This window comes from Streptomyces europaeiscabiei, assembly GCF_001550375.1.
Lineage (GTDB): Bacteria > Actinomycetota > Actinomycetes > Streptomycetales > Streptomycetaceae > Streptomyces > Streptomyces europaeiscabiei.
The window spans coordinates 1-3,915 of sequence record NZ_LRTR01000374.1; the positions used below are offsets into that span (position 1 = coordinate 1).

Below are 3,915 nucleotides of genomic sequence, written 5' to 3' on the forward strand. Positions count from 1 at the left end.
CTGACCGACGACTGGTTCGCCACCGGCGACCTCGGCGCCCTCGATGAGGACGGCTACCTCACCATCACCGGCCGCAAGAAGGACATCCTCGTCACCTCCGGCGGCAAGAACGTTTCCCCAGCCGTCCTGGAGGACCGGTTGCGCAGCCGCCCGCCGGTCGGCCAGTGCATCGTCGTCGGCGACAACCGCCCCTTCGTCGCCGCCCTCATCACCCTCGACCCCGAGGACGTCACCCACTGGCTCCATGTCCGCGGCATGTCCCCGGACACCCCGCTCGCCGAGATCGTCGCCGACCCCCGCATGCGCACCGACGTCCAACTGGCCGTCGACTACGCCAACCAGGCCGTCTCCCGAGCCGAGTCCATCCGCGAGTTCAAGGTGGTGGAGGGCGAGTTCAGCGAGGAGAACGGCCTGCTCACCCCGTCGATGAAGATCAAGCGGCACGCGGTCACGGCGGCGTACGCGGCGGCGATCGAGTCGCTGTACGCGAAGAAGTGAGACGCGGGGCCGACACCCGTCCGGACACACGAAAGCGGGCCGCCGATGAACTCGGCGACCCGCTTTTCGTGCGTGCGGTGGTGGCGTCAGTGGTGCTTCGCGGCGTTGTCGCCGCCGTTGTTGTTGCCGTTGCCGTTGTCCGAGAGGATCGGGATGTCGGACAGGATGTGCGACAGCGGCTCGTCACCCTTGGCCTGGGTGGAGTTCTCGGTGCACTGCTGGTTCTGCGGCGCGGACAGGACCGGAACGTCCTGGAGGACGGCCCCCGCCGCCGCGGCGGTGTTGAGCTTGGCGGGCAGGCCGATGCAGAGCTTGTTGAGCGAGCCCTGGACCAGCGAGAGCTGCGGGCTCATGTCGCCCTTGGTCACGGAGTTGCCGAACGCCTGGCTGGCACCGTTGCCGCTGAACGACGTGGTCCCGCCGTCGTCGGCGAGCGCCTGGGGGGCGGTGGCGGCCGCGAGGCCGGCAATGGAAACGGCAACAGCCGCGGTGGCCCACAGCTTCTTCATGTTCGATCCCTTCGGAAAGCGGACTCCGGTGCGGAGTTGCGCCCTGATCAACAGCGCATTCGGCCAACAGTTGCGCTGATTGCCCCTGTTGGCGCAATTAGCGGCTTATCGCGGCAGTTGGGCATCGATGAGGGGGCGCCGGTGGTCGGCGGCTCACCCGTGCGGACGCGGCGTCAGTGCTGCTTCGCGGCGTTGCCGCCGCCGTTGTTGTTGCCGTTGCCGTTGTCCGAGAGGATCGGGATGTCGGACAGGAGGTGCGACAGCGGCTCGTCGCCCTTGGCCTGGGTGGAGTTCTCGGTGCACTGCTGGTTCTGCGGCGCGGACAGGATCGGGACGTCCTGGAGGACGGCCGCTGCCGCGCCAATGGTGTTGAGCTTGGCGGGCAGAGCGATGCAGGGCTTGTTGAACGAGCCCTGGATCAGCGCCATCTGCGGGCTCATGTCGCCGTACGTGGCCGAGTTGCCGTACGCCTGGTGGGCGTCGTTCCCGCTGAAGGACGTGGTGCCGCCGTCATCGGCGAGCGCCTGGGGTGCGGCGACGGTCGAGACTCCGACGACGGAGGCGGCAATCGACGCTACGGCCATAATCTTCTTGATCACTTGCATTCCCTTCTGGAAAACCCCGTTTCCACCGGAGCACCATGGACAACTTCTCCAGGGCTCCCCGGTTGCTCTCATTCACTCCGTCGGCCCATGCGAAGGAGTGGAAGCGGGCGTGCGGGAGTGTTGCCGACCTCTGGAACCATCCGTTGCGAGCGGGCCGAACGGGTGATGTGCCGAAACCGGTCGGGGTATGCCGCCGTTGCTGCCTGAGCAGGGACCCGCGGGTCCGCCAGGAAAGGAATGCGAAATGCTCAAGAAGGCAATGGCCGCGGTCGCGGTCGCCGCTTCCATCACCGGTCTCGCGGCCGCCGCCGCCCCTCAGGCGCTCGCCGACGACGGTGGGACCACGTCGTTCAGCGGCAACGGTGCCAGCCAGGCGTTCGGCAACTCCGTGACCAAGGGCGACATGAGCCCGCAGCTCTCGCTGGTCCAGGGCTCGCTCAACAAGCTCTGCATCGGCCTGCCCGCCAAGCTCAACACCGCCGCGGCGGCGGGGGCCGTCCTCCAGGACGTTCCGGTCCTGTCCGCGCCGCAGAACCAGCAGTGCACCGAGAACTCCACCCAGGCCAAGGGTGACGAGCCGCTGTCGCACATCCTGTCCGACATCCCGATCCTCTCGGACAACGGCAACGGCAACGGCAACGGCTGATCGTAGATCGAGGAACGGCTCGGGCCGCCCACGCGCTGCGTGCGGCCCGAGCCCTTCGTCTGTCATCGAGGCAAGGCCATTCAGGTGGCGCCGATATGACTGTTCGACAATTTAGCGGGGCGATCGGGTGAATTACCCGACTCCCCGCGTTCCTTAGTTTCTTCCTGTGTCTATTCCTCGTTCGCAGACTGCGGGTCATGATGCGAGCCGTTCATGCTGTGCTCGCTCGGTTTCGGCCGTCAATTGAGGCATGACCGCAGAGAAGGGAAATGACGTGAAGCTCAAGAAGAGCGCTGCTGTCGTTGCCGGCGTGATCATGGCCGTGGGTATGGCCACCCCGGCCGTCGCCGACGCGGAGGCCAAGGGCGCCGCCATCGGTTCCCCGGGTGTCCTCTCGGGCAACGTGGTTCAGGTTCCTGTCCACATCCCGATCAACGTGTGCGGCAACTCCATCAGCATCATCGGGCTGCTCAACCCGGCAGTCGGCAACGTCTGCGTCAACGACTGACGTCGTAGCGCATCGCGCCAGCCGCTCGGCTGTGCGTCAGCCGGTCTTGGAATGTCCTCAGCGGCTCCAAGGCCGGCTTTTCCCACCTCTTCGAGCAGGAAGAAAAACGAGATGCGACAGACCCTGCGCAAGAGAATGGTCGTGGCCGCCGCGACGACGGGCCTGCTGTCCCTCTACGGCACGCCGGTGCTCGCGGACACGGGCGCGCACGGGGCCGCCTCGAACTCGCCCGGCGTCGCGTCGGGCAACGCGGTCGAGGTGCCGGTCACCATCCCGGTGAACATCTGCGGCAACACCGTCGACGCCGCGGCCGTCGGCAACCCGACCATCGGCAACGAGTGCGGCAACACCGGCGACCACCCCCCGGAGAGCTCCCATAACGCCCCGCAGCGCCACGCCGCCCCCGTGGCGGAGCCCCAGTACTCCGCGGCCCCGGTGACGGACCCCGAGGACTCCTGGGGACAGGCGTACGAGGAGTACACGCAGCCCGACGCGTACGAGGGGCAGGACGGGTACGAGGAGTACACGAACCAGTGGGACGAAGGCGCCCACGACAACCACGACGGCGCCCAGAGCGGCTACGACGGCGCCCAGAGCGACTACGGCGATGCCCCGAGCGGCTACGGCGACGCTCCGGACATCGATGAGGACACCGAGGGCGGCTACGGCGACACCCCGGACACCGACGAGGACACTGAAGGCGGCTACGGCGACGCCCCGAGCGGCTACGGCGACGCTCCGGACACCGACGAGGACACCGAAGGCGGCTACGGCGACACCCCGCCGACCAAGCCCCCACACCAGCCGCCGACCAAGCCTCCGACGACCAAGCCTCCGACGACCAAGCCCCCGACGACCAAGCCCCCGACCCATGCGCCGCCGACGGCCGGGCCCCCCACGGACAAGCCGCCGACCGACAGGCCTCCGACGGACAGGCCGCCCACGGACAGGCCCCCGACGGACAGGCCCCCCACCAGCCACCCCCCGACAGACCAGCCGCCCACCCTTCCCGAGACCGGCAGTGACCGTGAGGTTCTGCTCGGCGCCGGGGCCGCCAGCCTCGCGCTGATCGCGGGTGGGGGCATCCTGTACCGGCGGGGCCGGGCCGCGTCCGGTCGCTGAGCCGCTTTCGGGTGCCGGGACGCGCAG

5 protein-coding genes and 1 pseudogene are annotated in these 3,915 nt (G+C 68.5%); 4 read left to right on the top strand and 2 right to left on the bottom strand.

Annotated features, from left to right (window positions below):
* Nucleotides 1–498: pseudogene (locus AWZ10_RS17745) on the top strand (long-chain fatty acid--CoA ligase); the annotation flags it as partial.
* An 86-nt stretch (nt 499–584) separates the two neighbouring features.
* On the opposite strand, the gene AWZ10_RS17750 reads toward AWZ10_RS17745, so the two are convergent.
* Together AWZ10_RS17750 and AWZ10_RS17755 are read right to left on the bottom strand one after the other, a co-directional pair.
* A complete protein-coding gene (locus tag AWZ10_RS17750) occupies nt 585–1,007 on the bottom strand; it encodes a rodlin (protein WP_060891548.1) in 423 nt (140 codons plus the stop codon).
* Nucleotides 1,008–1,180: 173 nt separating this feature from the next.
* Nucleotides 1,181–1,606, bottom strand: a complete 426-nt coding sequence (locus AWZ10_RS17755) for a rodlin (protein WP_060891549.1) — start codon at nt 1,604–1,606, stop codon at nt 1,181–1,183.
* A 250-nt stretch (nt 1,607–1,856) separates the two neighbouring features.
* Here AWZ10_RS17755 and AWZ10_RS17760 point away from each other — a divergent pair, with 250 nt between their 5' ends.
* The 3 genes from AWZ10_RS17760 to AWZ10_RS17770 all read left to right on the top strand — a co-directional run bounded on the left by AWZ10_RS17760 (nt 1,857) and on the right by AWZ10_RS17770 (nt 3,888).
* Nucleotides 1,857–2,258, top strand: coding sequence for a rodlin (locus AWZ10_RS17760; RefSeq protein ID WP_060891550.1), 402 nt, complete (start codon nt 1,857–1,859; stop codon nt 2,256–2,258).
* Nucleotides 2,259–2,508: 250 nt separating this feature from the next.
* Nucleotides 2,509–2,766: a chaplin gene (locus tag AWZ10_RS17765; protein WP_046706811.1), complete on the top strand. Its 258-nt coding sequence runs from the start codon at nt 2,509–2,511 to the stop codon at nt 2,764–2,766.
* Between the two features lie 111 nt (nt 2,767–2,877).
* Nucleotides 2,878–3,888, top strand: a complete 1,011-nt coding sequence (locus tag AWZ10_RS17770) for a chaplin (protein WP_060891551.1) — start codon at nt 2,878–2,880, stop codon at nt 3,886–3,888.
* The last annotated feature ends 27 nt before the right edge of the window (nt 3,889–3,915 follow it).

Bases quoted from the DNA above. Each gene is read 5' to 3' on its own strand.
- AWZ10_RS17765 (WP_046706811.1), top strand. From the start codon at position 2,509: ATGACCGCAGAGAAGGGAAATGACGTGAAGCTCAAGAAGAGCGCTGCT.
- AWZ10_RS17770 (WP_060891551.1), top strand. From the start codon at position 2,878: ATGCGACAGACCCTGCGCAAGAGAATGGTCGTGGCCGCCGCGACGACG.
- AWZ10_RS17760 (WP_060891550.1), top strand. From the start codon at position 1,857: ATGCTCAAGAAGGCAATGGCCGCGGTCGCGGTCGCCGCTTCCATCACC.
- AWZ10_RS17750 (WP_060891548.1), bottom strand. From the start codon at position 1,007: ATGAAGAAGCTGTGGGCCACCGCGGCTGTTGCCGTTTCCATTGCCGGC.